General features: G+C 59.0%; 23 protein-coding genes and 1 pseudogene. 9 read left to right on the plus strand and 15 right to left on the minus strand.

The window, feature by feature from the left end:
• Position 1 precedes the first annotated feature (1 nt).
• From urtD to urtA, 4 genes are all read right to left on the minus strand, one after another.
• On the minus strand, positions 2-757 hold the full coding sequence (urtD, locus tag PMI09_RS06950; protein ID WP_007790273.1) for an urea ABC transporter ATP-binding protein UrtD: 756 nt from the start codon (positions 755-757) through the stop codon (positions 2-4).
• Between the two features lie 6 nt (positions 758-763).
• Positions 764-1,927, minus strand: a complete 1,164-nt coding sequence (gene urtC / locus PMI09_RS06955) for an urea ABC transporter permease subunit UrtC (protein ID WP_007790274.1) — start codon at positions 1,925-1,927, stop codon at positions 764-766.
• Positions 1,924-3,543 carry an urea ABC transporter permease subunit UrtB gene (urtB, locus tag PMI09_RS06960; protein ID WP_007790276.1) on the minus strand — a complete coding sequence of 540 codons (1,620 nt, stop codon included), beginning with the start codon at positions 3,541-3,543 and terminating at the stop codon, positions 1,924-1,926. The genes urtC and urtB overlap by 4 nt, the downstream gene beginning before the upstream one ends.
• A gap of 195 nt (positions 3,544-3,738) precedes the next feature.
• Entirely contained in the window at positions 3,739-5,031 is a 1,293-nt protein-coding gene (gene urtA, locus PMI09_RS06965) for an urea ABC transporter substrate-binding protein (RefSeq protein WP_007790278.1), read from the minus strand.
• Positions 5,032-5,248: 217 nt separating this feature from the next.
• On the opposite strand from urtA, the gene PMI09_RS06970 reads away from it, so the two are divergent.
• The gene (locus tag PMI09_RS06970; protein WP_007790280.1) at positions 5,249-8,635 is read left to right on the plus strand and encodes a hybrid sensor histidine kinase/response regulator; all 3,387 of its coding nucleotides are present in this window, start codon (positions 5,249-5,251) and stop codon (positions 8,633-8,635) included.
• On the plus strand, positions 8,628-9,539 hold the full coding sequence (locus PMI09_RS06975) for a response regulator (RefSeq protein WP_007790282.1): 912 nt from the start codon (positions 8,628-8,630) through the stop codon (positions 9,537-9,539). The genes PMI09_RS06970 and PMI09_RS06975 overlap by 8 nt, the downstream gene beginning before the upstream one ends.
• Before the next feature lie 30 nt (positions 9,540-9,569).
• Here the strand turns inward: PMI09_RS06975 and PMI09_RS06980 are convergent, their stop codons facing one another.
• The 7 genes from PMI09_RS06980 to PMI09_RS07010 form a co-directional block, all read right to left on the minus strand.
• The gene (locus PMI09_RS06980) at positions 9,570-10,541 is read right to left on the minus strand and encodes a 2-hydroxyacid dehydrogenase (RefSeq protein WP_007790286.1); all 972 of its coding nucleotides are present in this window, start codon (positions 10,539-10,541) and stop codon (positions 9,570-9,572) included.
• A 127-nt stretch (positions 10,542-10,668) separates the two neighbouring features.
• Positions 10,669-11,793 carry a branched-chain amino acid ABC transporter substrate-binding protein gene (locus PMI09_RS06985; protein WP_007790288.1) on the minus strand — a complete coding sequence of 375 codons (1,125 nt, stop codon included), beginning with the start codon at positions 11,791-11,793 and terminating at the stop codon, positions 10,669-10,671.
• A gap of 119 nt (positions 11,794-11,912) precedes the next feature.
• Complete coding sequence (locus PMI09_RS06990; RefSeq protein WP_007790290.1) at positions 11,913-12,266, minus strand: DUF6867 family protein; 354 nt, start codon at positions 12,264-12,266, stop codon at positions 11,913-11,915.
• A gap of 24 nt (positions 12,267-12,290) precedes the next feature.
• Positions 12,291-13,019 (minus strand): ABC transporter ATP-binding protein, encoded by a 729-nt coding sequence (locus tag PMI09_RS06995; RefSeq protein ID WP_007790295.1) that lies wholly within the window; start codon positions 13,017-13,019, stop codon positions 12,291-12,293.
• Complete coding sequence (locus PMI09_RS07000) at positions 13,019-13,894, minus strand: ABC transporter ATP-binding protein (protein WP_007790296.1); 876 nt, start codon at positions 13,892-13,894, stop codon at positions 13,019-13,021. The genes PMI09_RS06995 and PMI09_RS07000 overlap by 1 nt, the downstream gene beginning before the upstream one ends.
• Complete coding sequence (gene livM / locus PMI09_RS07005; protein ID WP_007790297.1) at positions 13,894-15,288, minus strand: high-affinity branched-chain amino acid ABC transporter permease LivM; 1,395 nt, start codon at positions 15,286-15,288, stop codon at positions 13,894-13,896. Before livM ends, PMI09_RS07000 begins: the two co-directional genes overlap by 1 nt.
• A gap of 4 nt (positions 15,289-15,292) precedes the next feature.
• Positions 15,293-16,195, minus strand: a complete 903-nt coding sequence (locus PMI09_RS07010; RefSeq protein WP_007790298.1) for a branched-chain amino acid ABC transporter permease — start codon at positions 16,193-16,195, stop codon at positions 15,293-15,295.
• A 447-nt stretch (positions 16,196-16,642) separates the two neighbouring features.
• On the opposite strand from PMI09_RS07010, the gene cysQ reads away from it, so the two are divergent.
• Together cysQ and PMI09_RS07020 are read left to right on the plus strand one after the other, a co-directional pair.
• A complete protein-coding gene (gene cysQ, locus PMI09_RS07015) occupies positions 16,643-17,437 on the plus strand; it encodes a 3'(2'),5'-bisphosphate nucleotidase CysQ (RefSeq protein ID WP_007790299.1) in 795 nt (264 codons plus the stop codon).
• A gap of 156 nt (positions 17,438-17,593) precedes the next feature.
• Positions 17,594-17,872 carry a hypothetical protein gene (locus PMI09_RS07020; RefSeq protein ID WP_157213346.1) on the plus strand — a complete coding sequence of 93 codons (279 nt, stop codon included), beginning with the start codon at positions 17,594-17,596 and terminating at the stop codon, positions 17,870-17,872.
• Positions 17,873-17,950: 78 nt separating this feature from the next.
• Here the strand turns inward: PMI09_RS07020 and PMI09_RS07025 are convergent, their stop codons facing one another.
• Complete coding sequence (locus PMI09_RS07025; protein WP_007790301.1) at positions 17,951-18,691, minus strand: helix-turn-helix transcriptional regulator; 741 nt, start codon at positions 18,689-18,691, stop codon at positions 17,951-17,953.
• A 402-nt stretch (positions 18,692-19,093) separates the two neighbouring features.
• Between PMI09_RS07025 and sciP the strand changes: the two genes are divergently transcribed.
• On the plus strand, positions 19,094-19,369 hold the full coding sequence (sciP, locus tag PMI09_RS07030) for a CtrA inhibitor SciP (RefSeq protein ID WP_007533628.1): 276 nt from the start codon (positions 19,094-19,096) through the stop codon (positions 19,367-19,369).
• A 288-nt stretch (positions 19,370-19,657) separates the two neighbouring features.
• Complete coding sequence (locus tag PMI09_RS07035; RefSeq protein ID WP_007790303.1) at positions 19,658-19,939, plus strand: GNAT family N-acetyltransferase; 282 nt, start codon at positions 19,658-19,660, stop codon at positions 19,937-19,939.
• A gap of 106 nt (positions 19,940-20,045) precedes the next feature.
• Here the strand turns inward: PMI09_RS07035 and PMI09_RS07040 are convergent, their stop codons facing one another.
• On the minus strand, positions 20,046-20,396 hold the full coding sequence (locus PMI09_RS07040; RefSeq protein ID WP_007790305.1) for a hypothetical protein: 351 nt from the start codon (positions 20,394-20,396) through the stop codon (positions 20,046-20,048).
• Between the two features lie 441 nt (positions 20,397-20,837).
• On the opposite strand from PMI09_RS07040, the gene ctrA reads away from it, so the two are divergent.
• Positions 20,838-21,539: a response regulator transcription factor CtrA gene (gene ctrA / locus PMI09_RS07045; RefSeq protein WP_003542362.1), complete on the plus strand. Its 702-nt coding sequence runs from the start codon at positions 20,838-20,840 to the stop codon at positions 21,537-21,539.
• 136 nt (positions 21,540-21,675) lie between these two features.
• Here the strand turns inward: ctrA and PMI09_RS07050 are convergent, their stop codons facing one another.
• Positions 21,676-22,038 carry a response regulator gene (locus PMI09_RS07050; RefSeq protein ID WP_007790307.1) on the minus strand — a complete coding sequence of 121 codons (363 nt, stop codon included), beginning with the start codon at positions 22,036-22,038 and terminating at the stop codon, positions 21,676-21,678.
• Between the two features lie 111 nt (positions 22,039-22,149).
• Positions 22,150-22,797, minus strand: coding sequence for a histidine phosphotransferase ChpT (gene chpT / locus PMI09_RS07055; RefSeq protein WP_007790310.1), 648 nt, complete (start codon positions 22,795-22,797; stop codon positions 22,150-22,152).
• 188 nt (positions 22,798-22,985) lie between these two features.
• Here chpT and PMI09_RS07060 point away from each other — a divergent pair, with 188 nt between their 5' ends.
• Positions 22,986-23,585 carry a DUF1134 domain-containing protein gene (locus PMI09_RS07060; protein WP_007790313.1) on the plus strand — a complete coding sequence of 200 codons (600 nt, stop codon included), beginning with the start codon at positions 22,986-22,988 and terminating at the stop codon, positions 23,583-23,585.
• A 120-nt stretch (positions 23,586-23,705) separates the two neighbouring features.
• Positions 23,706-24,405: pseudogene (locus PMI09_RS07065) on the plus strand (hypothetical protein); the annotation flags it as partial.

The following is a 24,405-nucleotide window of genomic DNA, read 5'->3' on the forward strand; positions in this document are numbered from 1 at the left end:
CTCACCGCCCCAGATAATTCTCGATCACCTTCGGATCGGAGCTTACGAAATCGATCGACCCTTCGGCCAGCACAGAACCTTCCGCAAGGCAGGTCACCTTGACGCCCAGTTCGCGAATGAAGCCCATGTCGTGCTCGACGACGACCACCGAGCGCGTCTTGGCAATCTCCTTGAGCAGGATCGCGGTTTCCGTTGTCTCGGCGTCTGTCATGCCGGCGACCGGCTCGTCGACCAGGAGCAGCTTCGGCTCCTGCGCCAGAAGCATGCCGATCTCCAGCCACTGCTTCTGGCCGTGCGAGAGATTGGCAGCCAGCTCGTCACGCCGATGCGTCAGCCGCACCGTTTCAAGGATCTCCTCGATACGTGCCTTGTCGTCGGCGGAGAGCCGATAGAACAGCGTCGCAAAGACGCCGCGCTTGCGGTTCAGCGCCAGTTCCAGATTGTCCCATACCGTGTGGCTTTCGAAGACCGTCGGCTTCTGAAACTTGCGGCCGATCCCGAGCTGGGCGATATCGGCCTCGTCTCTCTTCGTCAGGTCCACGTCGCCGTTGAAGTACACTTCGCCTTCGTCCGGTCGGGTCTTGCCGGTGATGATGTCCATCATCGTCGTCTTGCCGGCGCCGTTCGGGCCGATGATGGCGCGCAGTTCGCCGGGTTCGATGACGATCGAGAGCGAATTCAGCGCCTTGAAGCCGTCGAAGGAAACCGAGACGTTGTTGAGATAGAGAACGCTGATTGGTTTGACATCAGGGATCATGATCGCTCACTCCGCCGGCTGGATTTTTGCGTCGACGCCCTCTTCCTGAAGCGCGGGCGGTGTGGCCTCCATATTCGGCTTGCGGCGTGACAGATACTGGCCGATCGTGCCGACGATGCCCTTCGGCAGGAACAGCGTGACGAGCACGAAGAGACCGCCAAGCGCGAACAGCCAGAATTCCGGAAACAGGCCGGTAAAGATGGTTTTGCCGCCGTTGACGAGAATGGCGCCAATGATCGGGCCAATTAGCGTCGAACGTCCACCGACCGCCGTCCAGATGACAACCTCGATCGAGTTCGCAGGAGCAAATTCGCCAGGGTTGATAATCCCGACCTGCGGCACATAGAGCGCCCCGGCGATGCCGGCCATCATCGCCGAGACGACGAAGGTGAAGAGCTTGAAGTGTTCGACGCGGTAGCCGAGAAAGCGCGTACGGCTTTCCGCATCGCGTACGCCGACAAGCACCTTGCCAAACTTCGAGCGCACGATGGCGGAGGCGATCAAGAGCGACAACGCCAGGAAGATGGCGGTCGCAGCAAAGAGCGCTGCGCGCGTGCCATCGGCCTGCACGCTGTAACCGACAATCTCCTTGAAGTCGGTCATGCCGTTGTTGCCGCCGAAGCCCATGTCGTTGCGGAAGAAGGCAAGCAGCAGCGCGTAGGTCATCGCCTGCGTAATGATCGAGAGATAGACACCGTTGACGCGCGAGCGGAACGCAAACCAACCGAAGACGAAGGCAAGCAGGCCGGGCACCAGCAGAACCATCAGCGCTGCAAACCAGAACTTGTCGAAGCCGTACCAGAACCAAGGCAGTTCCTTCCAGTTCAGGAACACCATGAAATCGGGCAGAACAGGGTCACCGTAGACGCCGCGCGAGCCGATCTGCCGCATCAGATACATGCCCATCGCATAGCCGCCGAGCGCGAAGAAAGCACCGTGCCCAAGCGAGAGGATTCCGCAGAAGCCCCAGACCAGGTCGAGCGCCAGTGCCAGCAGCGCATAGGTCAGGTATTTGCCAAACAGCGCCATGATGTAGGTCGGGATATGCAGGCGGTTGGTCGGTGCGGTCATCAAGTTGAGCGCGGGCACCAGCACGGCGACCGCGAGCAGAATGACGATCGCAGCGATGATCTTGCGGTCGAGAGACCGGAGCAGAAAGGCCGTAATCATGCTTCCACCGCCCTTCCTTTAAGTGCGAAGAGCCCGCGCGGACGCTTCTGGATGAAGAGAATGATGAGAACGAGCACCAGGATCTTGCCGAGCACGGCGCCAGCGAAGGGCTCGAGGAACTTGTTGAGGACGCCGAGCGACAGGGCACCGACAAGAGTGCCCCAGAGATTGCCGACTCCGCCGAAGACCACGACCATGAAGCTGTCGATGATGTAGCTCTGGCCGAGGTTCGGCGACACGTTGTCGATCTGCGAGAGTGCGACGCCAGCGATGCCGGCAATGCCGGAACCCAGCGCAAAGGTAAATGCGTCGACCCAACCGGTACGGATGCCCATCGACGACGCCATGCGGCGGTTCTGAGTAACCGCGCGCATCTGCAATCCGAATGCCGAGCGCTTCAAGAGAACAAGCAGCGCAAAGAACACCACCATCGAGAAGACGATGATCCAGAGACGATTCCAGGTGATCGAGAGACCGCCCAGTTCGAATGCGCCGGACATCCAGCTCGGATTGCGCACCTCGCGGTTGGTCGGGCCGAAGATTGTCCGCACCGCCTGCTGCAGGATCAGCGACACGCCCCAGGTGGCGAGCAGCGTTTCGAGCGGGCGGCCGTAGAGATAGCGGATGACGACGCGCTCGATGACGAGGCCGACGAAGCCAGTGAAGAGGAAGGCCGCGGGAACGGAGAAGGCCAGCGAGTAGTTTCCAAGTTGCGGAAATGCGGAGCTGATGTACTCCTGCACGACGTAGGTCGTGTAGGCACCGATCATCACCATTTCGCCGTGCGCCATGTTGATGACGCCCATGACGCCGAAGGTGATGGCAAGGCCGATCGCCGCGAGCAGCAACACCGACCCGAGCGATAACCCGTACCATACATTCTGCCCGACATCCCAAAGGGCGAGGCTGCGGTTGATCGCATTGATATGGGTCTGGATGGCGCCCTTCAGTTCGTCAGGCGCGGTCGCCATCGCCGAATTCAGGATGGTCAGCGCATCGCGCCCACCGCGCGCCGCGACCGTATCGATCGCAGCCTTTTTCTCTTCGGCGCTGACGTCGCTCTTCGCCACCATAACGGCGCGCGCCGCTTCCATCGCATTCCTAACTTCGGCGTCCTTCTCTTCGGCCAGCGCCGAGGTGAGAAGATCAAGGTTTGCTGGATCGGCGTCCTTGAGCAATCCTTGAGCCGCCGCAAGCCGCGCGCCGCGATCCGGGCTCAGCAGCGTCAGCTGGCTCGTAGCGGTGGCAATCACCGTGCGCAACGAATTGTTGATCTTGACCTTGGACATGTAATCCGGATCAACGTCGGAGACGACCTCACCGGAAATCGGGTCGGCGTAGGTCGGCTCATCCTCGGCGCCGCCCTGCACCAGCACAGGGCCGCCGGTCTCGGAATTCACGTAAAGCTGGCCGTCGCTCAGCAGCTGCAGAATCTCACCGACACGCGGGTCCTTGGAGGCGACCAGTGCCTTGATCGCGGCTTCGCGCTCAGGGAAATCGCCGACGCCAAGCGCATCGATAAGCGGATGAATATCTTCCTGCGCTTTGAGCGCAGTCGCAAAAGCCGGCACTGCCAGGCATAGGGTCAAAAGCAAAATCTTGATGGCGCGATACATCGGCTTTGTTGCCTCGGTTATCGTTGGCCTTCCGGCGCAAGCGAGAAAATTAAGCCTTCAAATCGGCATCGATCCTAACCGTGGAACCGGCGCCGTCCGAAGCATCAAGGCTGCGCTTCGGAGATGGACCTTCCGCCCGGACAGGAGAGACCGGGCGGAAGTCTTCAGGCGTCAGAGTGACGGGGTGGAACGCACTCAGGAGCCCTTGCCGCCGCACTTGCCCGAGGCAACATTGAAGTTGCCGCAGTTCATTGGCTTGCGCCAATCGGAGATCAGGTCCTTGGAGTCGGGCAGGTAGTCGGACCATTCGTCGCCGACGACCGCCGGGGTCTGCTGAACGATTTCGAACTGGCCGTCGCCCTGGATTTCGCCGATCAGCACCGGCTTCGTGATGTGGTGGTTCGGCATAACGGTCGCATAGCCGCCCGACAGGTTCGGAACGGTGGTGCCGATGATCGTGTCGAGAACCTTATCCGTGTCGGTCGTGCCGGCAGCCTGAACAGCCTTAACCCAGGCGTTGAAGCCGATATAGGCGGCTTCCATCGGGTCGTTCGTCACGCGCTTGTCGTTCTTGGTGAACTCGTGCCACTGCTTGATAAACTTCTTGTTGGCCGGGCTTTCGACCGACTCGAAGTAGTTCCAAGCAGCGAGGTGGCCGACGAGCGGCTTGGTGTCGAGACCGGCAAGCTCTTCTTCACCGACCGAGAAGGCGACGACCGGGATATCGGTTGCCTTGATGCCCTGGTTGCCGAGTTCCTTGTAGAACGGAACGTTCGCGTCACCGTTGATGGTCGAGACCACGGCCGTCTTCTTGCCAGCGGAACCGAATTCCTTGATCTTCTTCACTTCCGTCTGCCAATCGGAGAAGCCGAACGGCGTGTAGTTGATGATGATGTCTTCCTTCGGAATTCCCTTGGATTCGAGATAGGCTTCCAGAATCTTGTTCGTCGTGCGCGGATAGACGTAGTCGGTGCCTTCGAGAACGAAGCGCTTAACGCCTTCCTTTTCCATCAGGTAGTCGACCGCAGGGATCGCCTGCTGGTTCGGAGCAGCACCCGTGTAGAAGATGTTGCGCGAAGACTCTTCGCCTTCATACTGGACTGGGTAGAAGAGGATCGAGTTGAGCTCTTCGAATACAGGCAGAACCGACTTGCGCGACGAGGACGTCCAGCAACCGAAGACGGCCGCAACCTTGTCCTTTTCGATCAGTTCGCGTGCCTTTTCGGCAAACAGCGGCCAGTCGGAAGCCGGGTCGACGACGACAGCTTCGAGCTTCTTGCCGAGAAGGCCGCCCTTCTTGTTCTGCTCGTCGATGAGCATCAGCATGGCGTCCTTCAGCGTCGTTTCGGAGATCGCCATCGTGCCGGACAGCGAATGCAGAACGCCGACCTTGATGGTGTCGTCAGCCGCAACGGCTCCATGGAAAGCGGCCGTGGCCGACAGGACGGCGCCGAGTGCGGCGCCCGTGATATAGGACTTGAGATTCATCTGGTTGATCCCCTCTTCTTGTTGGACAACAGGCCGAAACCGGCAGTTAACTGTTGCTTAAGGGACTATCCGGTGCTGCACTGCGAAAGCGTATACGTAATATGACGTAGTGGACGGGGCGAAATGTGCAGTTTTGCGCTGCACGGCACTCTTAAGCCTCGTGTCGTTCCGTGTTACGAACGCATGACAAGGGGAACAAAGGGGCTGGCACCAAGGCATGGCAGCGCGGCAACGCATCATTCCGGTCAGGCGCGAATACAATCGCTGGGTGGCGAACCAGACGCTGGAAGACTACGCGCTGCGCTTTACCGCAAAGAGCGCCCGGCAGTTCTCGTCGCAGCGCATCTCGCAGACGGCGATCGGCGCCATCTCTTTCCTGGCGCTGGAAGCGATCGGCGGTGCGATCACCCTTTCTTACGGTACGACCAACGCCTTTTTCGCCATTGTCGTCGCCAGCATCGCCATGCTCGCCATCGGCCTGCCGATCAGCCGCTATGCGATCCGCCACGGCGTCGATATCGATCTGCTCACCCGCGGCGCAAGCTTCGGCTATATCGGCTCGACGGTCACATCCCTGATCTATGCCAGCTTCACCTTCATGTTGTTTGCGATCGAGGCATCGATCATGTCCGGCGCGCTGGAGCTGACGCTCGGAATCCCGCTATGGATCGGTTACATCATCAGCGCCGTCATGGTCATTCCGCTGGTCACGCACGGCGTCCGGCTGATCAGCCGGTTCCAATTGCTTACTCAGCCTTTCTGGATCGTCCTCAACGTTTTGCCCTTCCTCTTCATCGCCGTGATGGATTGGGAGAAGTTCGATCTCTGGCGCGCCTTTGCCGGTATCCGCCATGCTTCCGGGCCGCCGGGCACCGTAGCACCGTTCGATCTCGTCGAGTTCGGTGCCGCCTCGGCCGTCATCCTGGCGCTGATGTCGCAGATCGGCGAACAGGCCGACTTCCTGCGCTTTCTGCCGCCGGAAAAGCAGCGCAACTGGCGCCACCGGCTCGCGGTGTTTCTGGCCGGTCCCGGCTGGGTGATTATCGGGGCGCCGAAGCTGCTTGCGGGCTCCTTCCTCGTCGTACTCACCTTCGCTTCGGGCGTGCCGGTCGATCGTGCCGCCGATCCGGCCCAGATGTACCTGACGGCCTTCGGTTACATGATCCCCTGGCACAATGCCGCGCTTTTGCTGATGGCGGCCTTCGTGGTGGTCTCGCAGTTGAAGATCAATGTGATGAACGCCTATGCGGGGTCGCTCGCCTGGTCGAACTTCTTCTCCCGCCTCACGCATAGCCATCCCGGTCGCGTCATCTGGCTCGTCTTCAACGTCGCGATCGCCCTTCTGCTGATGGAACTCGGCATCTACAAGCTGCTCGAGGAAACGCTCGGCATCTTCTCGATCATCGCCATGGCCTGGCTCTGCACGATCTCGGCCGATCTCTTCATCAACAAACCGCTCGGCCTGGCCCCTCCCGGCATCGAATTCAAGCGCGCCCACCTCTACGACATCAACCCGGTTGGCCTCGGCGCAATGACACTGTCGGCTAGCATTGCGCTAATCGCGCATTTCGGTGTGTTCGGCTCCATCGCCGCATCGCTGGCGCCCTACATCACACTTGTCGTCGCGCTGATCGCTTCGCCCCTGATTGCCTGGGGGACAAGAGGCCAGTTCTATCTGGCCCGCAAGCCGCGCCACAGCTGGAAGAACCTCACCAACATCACCTGCTCCGTCTGCGAGCATCCCTTCGAGCCGGAAGACATGGCCTGGTGCCCGGCCTATGCGGCGCCGATCTGCTCGCTCTGCTGTTCGCTCGACAGCCGCTGCCACGATATGTGCAAGCCGAAGGCGCACTTCAACGCGCAGATCGGCACGGTCGCCAAGGCAGTGCTGCCGGAAACCGTGGTCGAGAAGCTGACCACCCGCCTCGGTCGCTACGGCATCGCCGTCGTGCTGGCGCTGACGGCCGTCGGCGTCATCCTCGCGATGATCGCCCATCAGGTTTCCTCAGCGTCCCCTGAGACCGCCGAGGTCGTCAACGGAACGATCCTCGTCGTCTTCTTCGTCTTTGCCGTGATTGCGGGCGTCGTCTGCTGGTTCTATGTCCTGGCGCACGACAGCCGCGTGGTAGCCGAAGAGGAGTCGTCCCGCCAAAACACGCTGCTGTTGAAGGAAATCGCTGCCCACAAGAAGACTGACGCCGCCTTGCAGACCGCAAAGGAGACGGCGGAGGCGGCCAACCGGGCCAAGAGCCGCTATGTGGTCGGTCTCAGTCATGAACTGCGCACGCCCCTGAACGCGGTGCTCGGCTACGCGCAGATTCTCGAGCGCGACGAAACGATCCCGGCTCCACGCCAGTCCTCGATCAAGGTCATCCGCCGCAGCGCGGAGCATCTGTCCGGCCTCATCGATGGCCTCCTCGATATTTCCAAGATCGAAGCCGGGCGTCTGCAGGTCTATTCCAATGAGATCAACATCCAGGATTTCCTGGATCAGGTCGTCGACATGTTCCGCCCGCAGGCGCAAGCCAAGGGACTGACCTTCCATCACGACCGCTCGCCCGCCCTGCCCCATTTCGTGCGCACCGACGAAAAGCGGCTCCGCCAGATTCTGGTCAACCTGCTTTCCAATGCCATCAAGTTCACGGACGAGGGCAGCGTCACCTTCGACGTCGGCTATCGCAGCCAAGTCGCGACCTTCACCGTCACCGACACCGGGCGCGGCATCGCCGAGAAGGATCTGACCCGCATCTACGAGCCGTTCCAGCGTGGAGAAGCCGACAGCATCCGGCCGATGCCAGGCCTCGGTCTTGGCCTGACAATCACGCAACTGCTGACCAACACGCTCGGCGGCGAAATCTCGGTGAGCAGCGAGAAGGATCATGGAACCGTGTTCCGGGTTCGGCTCATGCTTTCAGCGGTCCTTCGCGAAATGGTCGTCCCGCCGCAGGAAAAAAAGATCGTCAGTTACAACGGCCCTCGACGCACGATCGTCGTCGTGGACGATAACGAGGATCACCGCGAAATGATGCGCGAGGTGCTTGCCCCACTAGATTTCATCGTCCTGACGGCGGCGAGCGGGGCGGACTGCCTAACCTTGATCGAAGGCATTCAGCCCGATCTGTTCCTCGTCGACATCTCGATGCCCGGCATGAATGGCTGGCAACTCGTTTCTCGCCTGCGGGCCAATGGACAAACCGCTCCGATCGTCATGCTGTCCGCCAATATCGGCGACGCTGCAGCTCACCGCGACAGTGACGACAGCCACGACGATGCGATCGGAAAACCCGTCGACATCAGGCAGCTGCGGGACAAGCTTGCGCTCCATCTCGGCTTGAAATGGCTCTATGCGGAGGACGTCCAGCCACCCGCTGTCAAGCGCGAACAACCGTTGGTCAGCCCGGGGCCTGCACACGTCCAGGAATTGTTGCGGCTCGCCGAGATCGGCTACATCAGAGGCATCGAAGCAAAGCTCACCGACCTTGCCAAGGATGAGGCAAATCAGCCATTTACAGAGGAGCTTCGTTCCTATGCGGCCTCATTCGATCTGAATGGCCTCATGAACTTCCTCCACCGTTTTGATGAGAAGGTAGAAACCCTTGGCTGAGCTCCCGCGCGATATCGTTTTGCTGGTGGATGACTCGCCGGAAGCATTGGGGTTCCTGACCGATGCTCTGGAGCAGTCCGGCTTCTCCGTACTGATCGCCACATCGGGCTCGGCTGCGCTGAATATTGTGGAGCGCATTACCCCAGACCTCATTCTCTTGGATGCGGTCATGCCATCTATGGACGGCTTTGAGACTTGCAGGAAACTCAAATCGAACCCGGCAATCAGCCAGATACCGGTCATCTTCATGACCGGTCTGACGGAAACCGAGCATGTCGTTCGCGCTCTTGAATCCGGAGGCGTCGACTACCTGACGAAGCCGATCAATATCGACGAGCTGCGAGCGCGGATCGGTGTCCACCTGCGCAACGCACGTTCGACACAGAGCGCGCGCGTTGCGCTGGACGCTGCCGGCCGGCATTTGCTTGCGGTCAAGGGCGACGGCGACATTCACTGGTCGACGCCACAGGCAACACGCCTCGTCAACGCTGCAATGGACAGAGACGACGCCATGGACACGGTGGTCACTAAGATTGCCGAGTGGATGAAAACCCGCCCGGCCTCAGCTCGCGACGGCGCGATCTCGCTTTCGCATGCCGGCAAGGAGGTGCTTCAGCTTGCCTTTTTGGGCGCGATCGGTGCTGACGAATATCTGTTTCGCCTGACGGCAAACAATGCGCGCGCCGATGACGAGGTGCTGCGCCGGCATTTCTCGCTAACACAGAGAGAATCCGAAGTGTTGTTGTGGATTGCGAAGGGCAAGGCCAACCGCGATATCGGCGAGATTCTCGGCCTGTCGGCGCGCACCGTAAACAAGCATCTCGAACAGATCTATGTGAAGCTCGGCGTCGAAAACCGCGCCTCCGCCGCCGTCAAGGCCGCTCATGTCCTGCACGAGACCTGATCCCACCATCCGGCAGATCGAGCCGACAGCTCAAACAACGCGATCCGGCGGCGACCTTCCTTCGAAGAAGGCGGTTACGTTATCCACCACCTTCATCCCCATCGCCGTACGGGTTTCCTCCGTTGCGCTCCCGAGATGAGGCAGTAGAACGACATTCTCCATGGCTCTTAGCGCATCAGGCACGTTTGGCTCGGCCGCGTAGACGTCGAGCCCCGCACCGCGGATGACACCGTCCTGCAGAGCCGCAATCAACGCGGCCTCATCGACGACATCGCCACGCGCCGTATTGATCAGGAACGCGCCCGGCTTCATCGTCGCAAGCCGCGCAGCATTCATCAGGTGCCGGTTTTCCGCGCCGCCGGGGCAATGCAGGGAAACGAAATCGGATAGCGCCAATACGTCCTCGACCGTTTGCAATTGCCGCGCGCCGTGGCGCGCCGCTTCAGCAGGATCGACTGGTGACCTGTTGTAGAAGACCACGTCCATGCCGAAACCGAAATGACAGCGCTGTGCGAACGCCTTGCCGATACGCCCGAAGCCGATAATGCCGACCGTTTTGCCGGTGACCTTCGTTCCGATCATGTGTGTCGGGCACCAACCGGCCCACTCACCGGAACGCACCTGCCGCTCGCCCTCACCACCCCGCCGGGCGACCGTCAGCAGCAACAGCATCGCGATGTCAGCCGTGCAGTCCGTCAGCACGCCGGGAGTGTTTGTCACCACGATCCCGCGATCCTTGGCTGCATTGGTGTCTATATGATTGTAGCCGACCCCGAAATTGCCGAGTATGCGCGCGCGCGGCATCGCACCGTCGAAGACAGCCGCCGGCAATCGGTCGGAGACAGTAGGCAGAACCGCATCGTACTCTGCCAGCGCCTCGCTCAACGCCTCCCCGCTCATGGCGACGTCATCCAGATTCAGCGTTGTATCAAAACGGTCAAAGAGAATGCTTTCGACCGCTGCGGGCCAGCGGCGCGTGACCAGAATGCGTGGCTTGGACATGGTGACTTCTTCCGGATGCTGTGATTGGCTTTCTAGCCAGTAGCGCAAAAGGACCGAGGGGCCAAACGGAAGAAGCCCGGTCTTGCGACCGGGCTTCCTGAAACCGCACCAAAGTGGGTCTGACCCCTTACTTGGCGTCCTGCGGGAAGTAGCTGTACTTGCCGTCCGGACCCTTCTTCCACTCGTACATGATGTAGCCGGGAAGCTTCGGGTCGCCCTTTTCGTCGAAGGACATATCGCCGAGAACGGTCGGGAACGGGCCCTTTGCCTTCATTGCAGCGGCAACGGCTTCTGAGTCCGTCGAACCGGCAGCCTTCGCACCGCCAGCGATCGACTGCAGCGCGGCGTAGGAGTAGAGCGTGTAAGCTTCCGGGTTGAAGCCAGCGGCCTTGAACTTCGCAACGAGGTCCTTGTTGGCCGGGTTCAGCGTCGGATCGGGACCGAAGGTGTTCAGCGTACCGGCGACTGCGTCGCCAGCAATCGATGCCAGTTCGTTCGAAACGATACCGTCACCGGACACCAGGGTGGCCTTGAGGCCCTGGTCGGCTGCCTGGCGGATGATCAAACCAGCTTCGGTGTGGAGACCACCCCAATAGATGATCGAAACGCCGGCTTCCTTCATCTTGGCGATCAGGGCCGAGAAATCCTTGTCACCAACGTTAATGCCTTCATAGATGGCTTCGGTAACGCCAGCAGCGTTCAGAGACTTCTTGGTTTCGTCAGCGAGACCCTGGCCGTAAGGCGTCTTGTCGTGGACGACTGCGATCTTGGCGTCCTTGAAGTGGTCGGCGAGATACTTGCCGGCAATTGCGCCCTGCTGGTCGTCACGGCCGCAAGTACGGAACGTGTTCCAGAGACCGCGCTCGGTGAACTTCGGGTTCGTAGCGGCCGGGGTGATTTCGAGGATACCGTTTTCAGCGTAGACTTCGGAAGCCGGGATCGAAACGCCCGAGTTGAAGTGGCCGATAACGAACTTGACGCCGTCAGCAGCGAACTTGTTCGCAACCGAGATGCCCTGCTTCGGGTCGGAGACGTCGTCGCCGAGCACGATCTTGACCTGCTCGCCGTTGATGCCGCCAGCCGCGTTGATGTCAGCGGCCGCCTGCTCTGCGCCCTTCTGGAGCTGAGCGCCGAACGCAGCGTTCGGGCCGGTCAGCGGACCAGCAACGCCAACGATGATGTCGGCCCATGCGTTGCCGCTGAAGGCGACCATCGCCGTCAGAGCTACAGCCGACAGGAGAGACTTTTTCATTTTGTTACTCCCAATTTTCTAGCGGGTTCCGTTCCACTACCCAGCGCATTACCCACCTTACTGCGCCAGGAAACTTGTTCTACTCCGAGGGGCAATCTGTCCCTAGATTCAACCGGCTGTCAATGTTTTGCCTTCCAGGAGAAGGGGGACGTCTTTTCGTATAGCCAGTAGTAGTTGTTGACCATCTGGTTGGTCCGGCGATAGCGATAGCCGGCCGTTGAGAAGATCAGAAGCAGGACCAGGTCGATCACATAGTAAAAGAGACTGAGAACTGGTCCATTAAACAGCGCGTGATGCAGGAATTGCATCGCGCCGGCGAGCAGAACCGTATAGACGATCACCAGGGGATAGCCGCTCCAGCTCTCGGCCGCGGCTCTGCCGGCCCGCCACGCCGTCCAGAATCCAATCAGCACGACAAAAAGCCGAATGGCGCTGCGCACGCCCGTATCGCCTTCAAAGAAAAGTCCCTGCATATCAAAGTCTCCCCTTCGTCATGCTCAATGCCGTCCGCCTTCGAGATAGGCGGCACGCACTTCCGGATTCGCGAGCAGCTCCGCACCGGAACCGCTCATCGTGACCTTGCCGTTGACCATGACATAGGCACGGTCCGACAAGCGCAGTGCTGCGAAGGCATTCTGCTCCACGAGGAAGACGGTTAGCCCTTCTTCCTTGTTCAACTTCTTGATCGCCTCGAAAATGCCCTTGACGATCAGCGGCGCAAGACCAAGCGACGGCTCGTCCAGCAGCAGCAGCTTCGGACGCGCCATCAGCGCGCGGCCGATCGAAAGCATCTGCTGCTCGCCGCCCGAAAGTGTGCCACCGCGCTGGGCCTGGCGCTCCTTGAGGCGCGGGAACATCGCGAAGACCTTCTCGACGTCCTCGCTGAAGTATTTCAGGTTGTCGAGGCCGGCACCCATCTGGAGATTCTCCATGACGGTCATGCGCGGGAAAATACGACGTCCTTCCGGCGACTGCGCAATGCGCAGCCGTGCGATCTCATGTGTCGGTAGACGCGTGATGTCGCGGCCATCGAAGACCACCGAGCCGTTGCGCGCCTGCGGGCTTCCGCAGATCGTCATCATCAGCGTCGATTTTCCGGCGCCATTGGCGCCGATCAGGCTGACGATCTCGCCGCGATGGACCTCGACATCGATTCCGGCCAAGGCCCGGATGTTGCCGTAATAGGTTTCAACGCCCTGAACTTTCAGAAGTAGCTGACCAGTCATCAGTGCGAGCCTCCTTCGAGGTTCTCTACGGCTGCAATCACTTCTTCCACTTCCTCGTCCTCGACACCGAGATAGGCTGCGATAACCCGCGGGTCGTGCTTCACTTCATCAGGCGTGCCGTCGGAAATCTTCTGACCGTATTCCAGCACGACGACATGGTCGGAAATTTCCATGACCACCGACATGTCGTGCTCAATCAGCAGGATCGACGTGCCGCTGTCAGTACGAATGCTGCGCAGCAGCGCGTTCAGCGCAGCCGACTCGCGGGGATTGAGGCCAGCGGCGGGCTCATCGAGGCACAGAAGCTCCGGTTCGGTGCACATGGCGCGCGCGATCTCGAGCCGGCGCTGAGCGCCGTAGGGCAGATCGCCAGCCGGATCATCGGCGCGATCGATGAGATCGGCCTTCTCAAGCCAGTGGCGCGCCAGTTCGATGGCGTTCTTCGCCTCAGCCCGATACGGCCCGATGCCCACCAGACCCATCACGGTAAACCCGGACGCCTTCATCAGCTTGTTGTGCTGGGCGACGAGCAGGTTTTCGAGAACCGTCAGGCCGGAGAACAACCGGATGTTCTGGAACGTGCGGGCGACCCTTGCATCCTTGGTGATCCGGAAGTCCGGAAGGCGTTCCAGCAGGAACTCCTTGCCGTCCTTCTGCTTCAGCGTGATCATCCCCATCGTCGGCTTGTAGAAGCCAGTGATGCAGTTGAACACGGTGGTCTTGCCGGCACCGTTGGGGCCGATCAGCGCGGTAATGTCGCCCCGCTTGGCTTCGAACGAGAAGTCGTTGATTGCCATCAGGCCGCCGAACTTCATCGACAGGTGCTCGACCTTGAGCAAAGTATCGCTGGTCATGTTTGTTCCCTGAGGGCTCATCAACCATGGCCCTCCTTGGTAAAGCTGCCGGAAACTGCCTTGCGCTCCTTGAGGAAGGCTGTCGGTTCACGCGACCCCACGAAGCCGCGCGGCTTGATCAGCATCACGACGACCATTGCCAGACCGAACAGCAGCATGCGGTAGAGCTCAGGCGTGAAGTCCGGTCCGAAAAACATCTTCAGGAAGGCCATCTCACGCAGCAGTTCCGTGCCGCCGACCATGACGATTGCGGCAATCGCGATACCCGTCAGCGAGCCCATGCCGCCGAGAACGACGATGGCGAGAATAACCGCAGATTCCAGGAAGACGAACGATTCGGGGGAAACAAAGCCCTGACGAGCCGCAAAGAACGAGCCGGCGAAACCACCGAACATGGCGCCCGTCGCAAAGGCAGTGAGTTTCGTCGTCACCGTATTGATCCCGAGCGAGCGGCAGGCGATTTCGTCTTCGCGCATGGCCTCCCACGCACGGCCGATCGGCATCCGGCGCAGGCGGATCGTCACATAGGCGGTCAGCATGCAAAGGGCCAGGATCAGGTAGAAAAGGAAGATCTTGTAGTAGGCCGATGACATCGGCAGGCCGAAGAGCTTGGCAAAGCCGCCCGCGCTCGCATCGAACGGAATGCCGAAAAGCGTCGCCTTCGGAATGCCCGATATACCGAACGTTCCCTTGGTGAGATCCGTCCAGTTGATGATCACCAGGCGAATGATTTCACCGAAGGCCAGCGTTACGATCGCGAGATAGTCACCACGCAGTCGCAGAACTGGGAAGCCCAGAATGACACCCCACAGCGCGGCCAGAATACCGGACAGAGGCAGCAGCACCCAGAACGACAGGCCGAAATAGCTGGATAGAAGCGCGTAAGAATACGCCCCGATCGCGTAGAAGGCGACGTAGCCGAGATCGAGCAGGCCAGCGAGACCGACGACGATGTTCAGTCCCCAGGCCAGCATCACATAGATCAGGATCTGGATACCAAAGTTATCCACCCACTTCAGCGAGCCCTGTGGACCGGCGACGGCATAGATAAACGCCGGATAGAGCAACAGCGCGATGAGCGCGATCTTCAAGAAATGCGTGTGGAAAAAGCCCTTTTCGGTCGAGATATCAAGCTCGCCACTACGCGCCTTCGCCAACTTGCGCGCATCGAGATGCGGCCTCAGGAAGACGACCGTCAGGAAGCGACCGACGGCAGCAATCGCCACGAAGATGGCAAGGAGGCCCCAGCGCTGGACGATGATCAGTTCGTTGCTGATGTTCTGGTCGGTCTTCAGGCCGACGTAGAGCACGAACATGCCGAACGAGATGAGAGCCGCGAACAGAGCTTCTTTAATACCCTTCTGAACAAGTCCAGCGTTTGCGGACTTGTCAGCGGAACGTACAGCATTTTCCATGACGTTAAACCTTCTCGACTTCCGGCCGGCCCAGGATACCTGTCGGCTTGAAGATCAGCACGAAAGCGAGGATGGCGAATGTCGCCACATCCTTGTACGCGATGGTGAAGTAAGCCGACCACAGCGACTCGATGAGACCGATCATCAGTCCGCCGAGAACAGCGCCCGGCAAGGAGCCGATGCCGCCAAGAACAGCCGCGGTGAACGCCTTCACACCGGGTACGAAGCCGTCGTTGAAGTTCACGACACCATAATACATCAGATACATCGTGCCTGCGACCGCAGCGAGCGCCGCACCCATGATGAAGGTAACGGAAATCGTCTGATCGACATTGACGCCCAGCAACGCCGCCATCTTACGATCCTGTTCGGTTGCACGCTGAGCGCGTCCGAGGGACGTATGATTGACGAGGTACCAAAACAGCGTCAGCAGCACCGCCGTGATCACGATGATGACGATCTGCTTCAGCGAAACGGAGATGCCGGCGATATTGTAAACGCTGCTGACCAGCGGCGGGATCGGCTTGTTGCGCGGACCTTGCGTGACCTGAATGAAGTTCGACAGCGTGATCGACATGCCGATCGCGGTGATCAGCGGCGCGAGGCGGAAGGATCCGCGCAGCGGACGATAGGCAACGCGCTCGATCGTCCAGTTCCACAAACTCGTCATCAGCATCGCAATGAGCAGCATAACCAGGAGCAGAACTGCAACCGGAAGGCCTGCGAACATGGAAGTGAGGACAAGAAAGACAATAAGGCCGGCAAAACCGCCAAGCATGAAGATATCGCCATGGGCGAAGTTGATCATGCCGATAATGCCGTAAACCATCGTATAGCCAATAGCCACAAGGCCATAGATGGATCCAAGAGTCAGCCCATTAACGAGCTGCTGGACAAAATATTCCATATGTCATTTCCCCTGGATGCGAGCCGGTTCAGCCAGCATCTCTTGTTATTAGAGCCCTTAGCGAGCCCTTGATTAAGGATTTCATACCGCTTTCAAACCAAAAGGGAAGCGCAAAATCGCAAAGCCCCAAAGTTCTTTGCCGTTTTGGTGAAAATGACTTTTTTACGATCAAGAATTCACTTTTTTTGGCACACGGAGCCCAATAAAGCGCTTTTTGACTGCAAACGACACAGATGCCCCAAAACTCCCCCCGCGATCAGGCGCCGCAGGCTGTACACGCAGCTGGGATTTCCACCCCGGAAGCAATTGCTTTGCATGTGATCCGTGCCCGTACCAGGACAGGAACAGCGGACTTGCGCAGGATACGATTCCCATAGCCGGAAGAATTGCCTATATAAGGTAAGGCGCTTTACCTAGGCGCGACATGTGACATCCGGAAGGCGAGCAATGCTCGAAACATTTGAGCGCGCCGCTCTGGAAGCGGGCAAGGCAATCATGCAGGTTTACCTGGAGGGATGCCCGACGGCCAGGAAGGCAGACAACAGCCCGGTCACCATCGCGGACGAGCGGGCCGAGCGCATCATCATCGGACATCTTGAAGCAGCCTTCCCCAACACGCCAATCATTGCAGAAGAATCGGTGGCAGCTGGCAACATACCTGTGATCGGCAGATCATTCTTTCTTGTAGACCCGCTGGACGGCACTCGGGAATTTATCGACAAGCGGCCCGAATTCACCGTGAATATCGCCTACATCAGCGACCGACGCCCTCTCGCCGGGATTGTCTATGCTCCTGCCCTCGGCGTCGCCTTTGTTGGCGAAAACGACAAGGCCGAAAAGCTCCTTGTCGATGACCATTTTCAAGTGAGTCAGCGGACGGCCATCCAGGTGCGCTCGCAACCGACCGACCGGACGGCGTTGGCAAGTAGATCGCACAACAGCCCCGAGACGGACGTCTTTCTTGCGGCAAACGCAATATCGCGATGCACCAACATCGGCTCTTCACTGAAATTCTGCATGCTGGCCGAAGGTCGGGCCGACGTCTATCCGCGCTTCACGCGCACGATGGAGTGGGATACGGCGGCCGGCGATGCCGTGCTGCGCGCCGCGGGCGGCTCGACCCTGACGCTGGACGGGCTGCCGTTGACCTACGGGAAGATCTCACAGGCGCATGACAGCGACTTCGCCAACCCGAACTTCATTTCCTGGGGCAGTGCCAAATCCGCGTTGCAGCGGGCATAGCCCCGTCGAACGGCGAGTGGCGTGCGATATCGCCCGATGACGACAATTCCCTTCCCATGATCGGCGTCAATACGCCGCCGGATACCGTCAACCGCCTGACAAGTTGCTTCGGACACAAGTCTCTTCACTCATTCAGGCCATGGGCACCAATTGAAGGTGAACAAGTCTGCCACGGCGGAAACTGGAACCCTGCTTTTTCAGACTGCATGGTCGGCCGGCGGCGTCGGCGACCGCCTGCTGATCCCAGAGACCGGTCTTTACCTCCTACTGCTGACAGCAAGCACACTATCCTCCTCCGGGCACGCTGCAGTGGTAGACGCAAACGGTACGACGGTACTTGCAGCCGCTGCCGGCCCTGCCTCGGCCGGTGCGGCACGCCATACGGCCAGCACTCTGGCGTTCCTGAATGAGGGGACTGGCGGCACTCGGGCATGAGGGCAGCCCGCAATATGAGTTCGGAACCACAAAGACCGAACTTTCAGCAATCATGCTGTAGGTCAGATCGATGGACGCCTAAAGCAGTCGATAGCGGAATGCGCGGGCAATTGCCTGCATGCGATTGACGGAATCGAGCTTTCGCATGGCGCTCTTCAAGTATCCGACGACCGTATGCGCGGAGAGATCAAGAATAATCGCGATCTCTTCGCTGCTCTTTCCCGCGGCCGACCAGCGCAGGCATTCGACTTCCCGGCTGCTTAGGCTTTCCGTCGGTTGCTGCGGAGGCTTCTGCTGTCCGTATAACTCCAGGAATTCCATCCCTCGAAAAACCTGCTCCATCGCTTCCGCACGCGCGAGGCGCACGCGATCACCCGAGAACGCGAATATGTACTGCCGCAAGTGCATATCATGCAGCGCGAACGCAAACGTGTTCTTCAGGCCATGGCCTCTGAAGAGTGTCGTCAGCCGCTGGTTTTCCTGATTTGCCGCCGCACTCTCGAACGGCGCCTTGTCGCAGAAGATCGGCATCGCCGTCTTCTTGAGGGCGGCGAGAAGCTTGCAGCAATAGAAGAGGTCAGCCTCCTCATAGAAATCGATGAGCTCTTGTGGCCAGTTGCTGACAAGATGATTGCTGGCAAAGCTGCTGCGGTCTCCACGTGGAAATTCAGCCAGCAAGTAGTGGTTGAACCCCGCCACCCTTGCCATTTCAGCGACGCAATCGTTGAATCGTTCTGTTGACATTTTCTGCCCAGACGCGATCTGCAAAAAAACAGTATCGTCCGCGCCGTCCCGCACGGCGCGTTCTTGTCTCTTCATTTTCTTGTCCCTCGGCGGCTAACTCCGCTCAGCTCCCTTATCTACCGACCCAAAAGGGGCCGCGCGGCGTCCGGGAAAAGCAAAAGACTCCGTATCAAAAGGATACGAAGCAAACAGCCTTAGTCATTCCGGACACTACAGTAAGAACGGAGACGAATTCTTGCGCTCACAACTATGTTGCGGCGCTTATAAATTGGCCATTATCAATTGCCCACCGACCATTACGCATGGCTCCTATGCGCTCACCACAGATTTACGTTGGGCAAGGCTGCGTGGGCGCAAATCGCTTCTTGGAAAGCCGACGCCTAAATTTCTTATCAAAGTGTTACGATGCGCTTAGGCAATTCTTAAATGTGACAAGCTAGAGTGGCTGCCGTGGTCTTGAGTTGTGTAGAGAGTCCAATGACCGAAATGATACGTCCCCGAGTAAAATATGTCATCGGCCCCGATGGCAGCCCGCTGACGATTGCGGATTTGCCGCCGCCGAATACAAGGCGCTGGGTTATCCGCCGCAAAGCAGAGGTTGTAGCGGCAGTTCGTGGTGGCCTGTTGAGCTTGGAAGAAGCCTGCGAGCGTTACACGCTGACTGTTGAAGAGTTTCTGTCCTGGCAGTCTTCCATCAACAGCCACGGCCTTGCCGGTTTGCGCACCACGCGCATCCAGCAGTATCGCCACTGACAAGCCCTTCCTGGGCAACGAATTCTTCATTTCGGGCCGCTTGCATTTCCTGAGGGGGATAGACAAACGGCCCGAAGTCGTTGACGCAGCCAGTAGATGCCCTACTTCCGCCAGCTGCCACAAGTTTCACCACGAGTTCCGCCCCATTGACCACTCGGCAGGAACTCGATCGGTGAGGCAACCTCCCCACCTCGTCTCATCGAACACTGTGTCCTCATCGGCCGGCTTGGCGCGGCCGAGATGACATGCCAATTTCCACCAACAGCGAAATGTTGATGAGGAATGGCAATGGACATCAAGAACGAAGAGAACCCCTCCGGCGGCCGCTATGTTGCAGAGGTGGAAGGCCACCAGGCCGAAATGACCTACTCCCGCACCTCGCCGAAGCTCGTCATTATTGACCACACCGGCGTTCCCGATGCGCTGCGCGGCAAAGGCGTTGGTCAGGCACTTGCTCTGCATGCGGTGGAGGAAGCACGCAAGGGGGGATGGAAGATCTTCCCGCTATGCCCGTTCTTCAAGGCGCAATCACAACGCCACGAGGAGTGGCGCGACGTCGTCAACGGCTAGCAGCCACACAACGCCAAAAGCCATGTATGACGGACGCGACAGCCCATCATGCATGGCTTTTTTCCGAGGCGATGCCCAAGCGCCAAACGGCGCCCGTTTCCTGCCCCTAGGCTCTTGCCCGGACTGCGCCGTCGCGCTCTTCCAGCGCGGCTGCACGTGCGTATTCCGCCTGCATCTCTTCGAGCGCCTGTTCCAGCGACTCTTCCTGCATCTTCAGTTCCTTGATCGAGACCTGAAGATTATCCGCGCGTTGGCGAGCTGCCTTCGCGAAAGTCGGATAGGCGAAGTGATTCGGGTCGGAAATGCCGGACTTCTTTTCTTCGACGACGATCTGGCTCTCCAGATCTTTCGTCATCCGCTCAAATTCGGACATCATCATCTGCAATTGCTGCAGTTGGCGACGTTTTTCGTTCACCTGAAACTCCTTCAGGCGAACTAGGCTCTCACGCGACTTCATACGCATTACTCCAGTGATGCGAGACCCCTGTTCCACTTAAACCGCCCTTGCGAGCCGCTTTCACGCGGCCTGCCAAAAAAATTTCCGTCGGTATTAACAAAAACCTACCGCTGGTAACCTTTCGTTTACGGGCATCGTTAATGATAGTGCCGATGATTTAAGGGTCGGTAAACACAACTACGCGATTTCCGATACCGGTTCATTGGTGAGTCGAATGAATCGCTTACCGGCCGTTCTTAATGTAATACTTAAGAACCTGGCTTTGCGAATTCTCGTTGGAAAACAGCGGAATGGACAAAATATTTAATAAATTCGTTACCTCTTGCCAGAGGGAATCAGAATTTGTTAACCATTTCGTGGCAGCTTCCAAATCACGCAGTGACATATTCGGTATCGCGTAGGGGGCCAGACCACCTTTCGGCGGCGGTAAAGGGGATAAGAATGCGGGTACTACTCATCGAAGATGATAGCGCGACAGCGCAGAGCATCGAATTGATGCTCAAATCAGAAAGTTTTAACGTCTACACCACCGATCTCGGTGAAGAAGGCGTGGATCTCGGGAAGTTGTATGATTACGACATCATCCTTCTCGATTTGAACCTTCCCGACATGTCCGGATACGAAGTGCTCCGCACTCTCCGCCTGTCCAAGGTCAAGACACCGATCCTGATTCTGTCCGGTATGGCCGGTATTGAAGACAAGGTTCGCGGTCTCGGTTTCGGCGCCGACGACTACATGACCAAGCCGTTCCATAAGGACGAGCTGGTCGCGCGCATCCACGCGATCGTCCGTCGCTCCAAGGGTCATGCCCAGTCGGTCATCATGACCGGCGAACTGATCGTCAACCTCGACGCCAAGACCGTCGAAGTCGGTGGCCAGCGCGTGCACCTGACGGGCAAGGAATACCAGATGCTGGAGCTGCTTTCGCTTCGCAAGGGTACCACGCTCACCAAGGAAATGTTCCTGAACCACCTCTATGGCGGTATGGACGAGCCGGAACTGAAGATCATCGACGTCTTCATCTGCAAGCTGCGCAAGAAGCTCGCAAATGCTGCCGGCGGCGCGAACTACATCGAAACCGTCTGGGGCCGCGGCTACGTTCTGCGCGAGCCCGATGGCGCCGAGTACGCCGAAACCGCCTGACGTTTCATCCCCTTTGCCAAGATCAAAGAAATCCCGTCCCTTGTGGCGGGATTTCTGTTTTCAATATAGCGTCTATTTTTCGACACGTAGAAAAACCGCCCAGGGGCGGCCTTGATCGGCTGGCAGATGTTGGCGACTACGCGGCGATAGCGCGGTTACCGAAAACGGCCGTCAGAATCTTGCGGTCGAACGGCTTGAGCAGAAAGTCGGTAGCCCCTGCCCGCTTGCCCATCATCAGCTTCTTGAGGTCGGCCTCAACCACGCAATAGTAGATCTTGACCTCCTTGCCGCCTTCCATGCCGCGAATGGTCGAAATCAACTCGAGCGCGTTGTCCATACCGGAATCGACGATGAGGTATTCGGGGAGTTGAACCTGGCAATTGGCGAGAGCTTCGACGGCACTCGAGGCTTCACTGACCATGAAGTCGAGCTCAGAAAGGATACGCTTCCCCACTTTCCGAACGACATCCGACGAGTCGGCGATCATAAACCTCTGCACGGCGGCTCCTTCCTCCAGCTTCTATCCCGGCTGGCGTCTTACCGGCCAAGGATAGAAACATTAGGCTAAGGATTTATTACCTCAGCGAGCGAATCGCCGTCGAGGCTTCCCTCAGGCGGCGACGACGTCAGCGGTAAATGTCAGTTCTTCTGTGGTCGCATTGTGGCCGAGCTCCATGCCGCATTCGGCGGCAAGCAGCACCGTATAGTAAGGCTGGATCGAGTGGGCATCGATGGCCTCTTCGATCTCCCCTGTCGAAATCTCCACGAATTTCGGCGGCAGGCGCATGAGTTTGCCCTTCGCGACGATCTTGAATTTTGCGTCAAGCTCGGGGTTCTCAAGCGTGACTTCAATGATGCCGCCACGTGGAATCGACGAATAGGCCACCAGAAACAGATTGAGCAGCAACTTGACTCGGTTCTTGGCGATAATCGCGCGCGGACCGCTCCAGATGACCTCGGTCTTCTTCTCGGCGGCCGCGAAATCCTTCGCCGCACGTTCGGCTTCACCGGTATCGATCGAAGCCCCGACCGATCCGGAGGCACCAAAGGCAAGCCGGGCAAACTTCAGACGGACCGAGGCGTTGAGCGCGCTTGTCCTGATAAGATCCATTGCATCGGCATCGGCGCCGCCCTCGTCCAGAAGCTCCAGACCGTTGTTGATTGCGCCGACCGGCGAGATGACGTCATGGCAGACGCGGCTGCACAAAAGCGCCGCCAGGTCGGGGCCGGTCAGGGTAAGGTTCGGGTTCTTCGACATCATCGTCTCCAGGGCGGCAGGGTCATTCCGCCGTCTATCTTGCGCATCAAAATTGCGCGAGGTTTGCGGCCGTACTCGGCGCCATAATGACACCATATTTGGTAAACCGATTGTTAAGACCATACGCGCAAAATGAATCAAACGCCGGAAACGGCTCATCGTACCGACCATGATGAACGGATGACACCATGCGCTCCCATTTCCTCGGAAGATTTTCCGCCATCTGCCGGCTCTTTGTTGCGCTGACCCTCTCGCCTCTCATCCTTGTTCCAACTCAGGCAGCGGCGCAGCAGCAATCCAACGGCGGCCAGTATTCGATGCAGGAAATCGTCGACGCCGGGCACTCGTTCTTCGGCTCGACCAGTGGCGGCCTTGCCAAGGTGATCGAAGCGGCCTTTCAGAAATACGGCCTTCCGAACGGTTACATTCTCGGCCAGGAAGGCTCCGGCGCGTTTATCGCCGGCCTCACCTATGGTGAAGGTCAGTTGAATACAAAGAATGCCGGCGAACATCCGCTCTACTGGCAGGGTCCGTCGCTCGGCATTGATTATGGTGGCCAAGGCACGCGCGTCATGATGCTCGTGTACGACCTACCCTCGACCGAGGCCATCTACGCACGCTTCGGCGGCGTCAGCGGTCAGGCCTTCGTCATCGCCGGCTTCGGCATGACGCTTCTCAAGAACGACAACGTGCTCGTGGTACCGATCCGCACCGGCATCGGCGCGCGCCTTGGACTGAATGTCGGCTACCTCAAGGTCACGCCGAACCCGACCTGGAATCCCTTCTGATTTCCATCGACGCCAGCGAACTCTCGCTCGCCGTTACCTTTCCGCCACTTGCTCTACGCGTCAGGTCCGCTTAATCATTGGTCCTGACGCAAATCAACTTCTGGAAGCCGTGGCCACGCCGTGATCGAATATGCTCTCTTGTTCGGATTGGGCTTCCTGACAGCGGCGTTCCTCGTCTTCCTAGTGTCGCCTGCTGTCCACCGCCGCATCGTCTGGTACACGGAAAACCGGATGCGCGCGACCATGCCGCTCAGCCCGCAGGAAGTGCGCGCGCAAAAGGACATGGTCCGAGCCCTCTATGCCGCCGAGAACGCCAAGACGACACAGCACCTGGTGCGCGAACGCGAAAAGTCGCTGGCGCTGCAGTTGAAGCATGACGCGCTGGCGCTCGACGCAGGACGGTTTGCCGCCGAGATCGGCGGACTGCAGGCCCAAATCAGCGATATGAGTGTCGAAGCCGCCGAACAGCGCTCGCACCTGCGCAAGGACGAGAACTACATCAGCCAGCTGAAAACGAGCCTTCACATCGCCGAGCAGGCAAGCGCCGCCAAGGAAGGCGAGCTCGACGCCCTTCGCACGCGCCTCAACAAGCTCGCGGAGCAGGCCGACAACCTCAAGATCGACTTGGCAGCGCGCGAGACCGAAATCGAGAGCGTGACATTCAAGGCAAACGCAGCCCGCATAGAACGCGACAATCTTCGCCAGGACGTGAGCCTGCTGCAGAAGCGCGCCAAGGATGCGGAGCAGAAACTGGCGCAGCATGAACATGCGGTCATCCGCCTGGAAGACCAGGCCCAGCGGGATGCGGCTTTGGCTGCCG

It is taken from the genome of Rhizobium sp. CF122 (assembly GCF_000282035.1).
Lineage (GTDB): Bacteria > Pseudomonadota > Alphaproteobacteria > Rhizobiales > Rhizobiaceae > Rhizobium.

Coding starts and splice junctions, on each gene's coding strand:
- urtD (WP_007790273.1), bottom strand. CDS start 757: ATGATCCCTGATGTCAAACCAATCAGCGTTCTCTATCTCAACAACGTC.
- urtC (WP_007790274.1), bottom strand. CDS start 1,927: ATGATTACGGCCTTTCTGCTCCGGTCTCTCGACCGCAAGATCATCGCT.
- urtB (WP_007790276.1), bottom strand. CDS start 3,543: ATGTATCGCGCCATCAAGATTTTGCTTTTGACCCTATGCCTGGCAGTG.
- urtA (WP_007790278.1), bottom strand. CDS start 5,031: ATGAATCTCAAGTCCTATATCACGGGCGCCGCACTCGGCGCCGTCCTG.
- PMI09_RS06970 (WP_007790280.1), top strand. CDS start 5,249: ATGGCAGCGCGGCAACGCATCATTCCGGTCAGGCGCGAATACAATCGC.
- PMI09_RS06980 (WP_007790286.1), bottom strand. CDS start 10,541: ATGTCCAAGCCACGCATTCTGGTCACGCGCCGCTGGCCCGCAGCGGTC.
- PMI09_RS06985 (WP_007790288.1), bottom strand. CDS start 11,793: ATGAAAAAGTCTCTCCTGTCGGCTGTAGCTCTGACGGCGATGGTCGCC.
- PMI09_RS06990 (WP_007790290.1), bottom strand. CDS start 12,266: ATGCAGGGACTTTTCTTTGAAGGCGATACGGGCGTGCGCAGCGCCATT.
- PMI09_RS06995 (WP_007790295.1), bottom strand. CDS start 13,019: ATGACTGGTCAGCTACTTCTGAAAGTTCAGGGCGTTGAAACCTATTAC.
- PMI09_RS07000 (WP_007790296.1), bottom strand. CDS start 13,894: ATGAGCCCTCAGGGAACAAACATGACCAGCGATACTTTGCTCAAGGTC.
- livM (WP_007790297.1), bottom strand. CDS start 15,288: ATGGAAAATGCTGTACGTTCCGCTGACAAGTCCGCAAACGCTGGACTT.
- PMI09_RS07010 (WP_007790298.1), bottom strand. CDS start 16,195: ATGGAATATTTTGTCCAGCAGCTCGTTAATGGGCTGACTCTTGGATCC.
- cysQ (WP_007790299.1), top strand. CDS start 16,643: ATGCTCGAAACATTTGAGCGCGCCGCTCTGGAAGCGGGCAAGGCAATC.
- PMI09_RS07025 (WP_007790301.1), bottom strand. CDS start 18,691: ATGAAGAGACAAGAACGCGCCGTGCGGGACGGCGCGGACGATACTGTT.
- sciP (WP_007533628.1), top strand. CDS start 19,094: ATGACCGAAATGATACGTCCCCGAGTAAAATATGTCATCGGCCCCGAT.
- PMI09_RS07035 (WP_007790303.1), top strand. CDS start 19,658: ATGGACATCAAGAACGAAGAGAACCCCTCCGGCGGCCGCTATGTTGCA.
- PMI09_RS07040 (WP_007790305.1), bottom strand. CDS start 20,396: ATGAAGTCGCGTGAGAGCCTAGTTCGCCTGAAGGAGTTTCAGGTGAAC.
- ctrA (WP_003542362.1), top strand. CDS start 20,838: ATGCGGGTACTACTCATCGAAGATGATAGCGCGACAGCGCAGAGCATC.
- chpT (WP_007790310.1), bottom strand. CDS start 22,797: ATGTCGAAGAACCCGAACCTTACCCTGACCGGCCCCGACCTGGCGGCG.
- PMI09_RS07060 (WP_007790313.1), top strand. CDS start 22,986: ATGCGCTCCCATTTCCTCGGAAGATTTTCCGCCATCTGCCGGCTCTTT.